Consider the following 860-nt stretch of genomic DNA (forward strand, 5'->3'; position numbering starts at 1 on the left):
AGAGGTTGTTTCAGTTGGTGAGTCGGCGGTAGCTGATGAGGGCTGCGGCGATGCCGACGAAGGCCAGGAAGTGCTCGGCCTTTCGCTCATAACGGCGGTGCAGTCTTCGGCATCCGGCCAGCCAGGAGACCGTTCTCTCGACGACCCAGCGGTGTCGGCCGAGCCGCGTGGACGACTCGATGCCCTTGCGGGCAATGCGGTGGCAGATGCGACGCTCACGAAGCCATTTCCGCAGGTGGTCGTAGTCGTAGCCTTTGTCGGCGTGGAGCTTGGCCGGACGCCGGCGGCGCGGGCCGCGGCGGGAGCGGATGGGCGGGATCCCGCGTACGAGCGGTTCCAGGCCGAGGCTGTCGTGCATGTTGGCGCCGGAGATGCCCAGCGACAGCGGCACGCCGTTTCGGTCGGTGATGAGGTGGATTTTCGATCCCGGCTTGCCGCGGTCGGTCGGATTCGGTCCGGTCAGTGGCCCCCTTTTGCCGCCCTGACGCTGACGGAGTCGATCGCACACCGCGACCAGTCCAACTCGCCTCGGGCACCGAGCTCGTCAAGGATGACACGGTGCAGCCTGGCCCACACCCGATTCCTGCTCCACTGGGCGAAGCGCCGGTAGACGGTGGGCCAGGCCGGCCCGAACACTGGCGGCAGCTGCCGCCACGTGCAGCCGGAGGTGGCCACGAAGATGATCGCTGCCAGGCATGCGCGGTCACCGGCTCGTCGGCGGCCGCCGCCTTGCGGGCGTATGACCTCCGTTGGCGGGACCACCCGCCGGAACAGCACCCACAACTCGTCCGGCACCAACCGCTCAACCAGATCCGCCATGCGCAGCTCAACGAGCGATCACGCCATCAGAAACGGCGTCT

The 860-nt window shown here is 67.9% G+C and carries 1 protein-coding gene; it reads right to left on the minus strand.

Going from position 1 to position 860, the window contains the following annotated elements:
- Window positions 1-10 precede the first annotated feature (10 nt).
- Window positions 11-819, minus strand: a protein-coding gene (locus tag IG62_RS46910; RefSeq protein WP_199812598.1) for an IS5 family transposase whose coding sequence is annotated in 2 segments (ribosomal slippage) — window positions 11-469 and window positions 472-819 — 807 coding nt in all. Because the reading frame shifts where the segments join, the coding sequence is not laid out codon by codon here.
- Window positions 820-860 lie beyond the last annotated feature (41 nt).

Origin of the sequence: Streptomyces sp. NRRL S-337 (assembly GCF_000720175.1) — a bacterium.
GTDB classification, from domain to species: domain Bacteria; phylum Actinomycetota; class Actinomycetes; order Streptomycetales; family Streptomycetaceae; genus Streptomyces; species Streptomyces siderophoricus.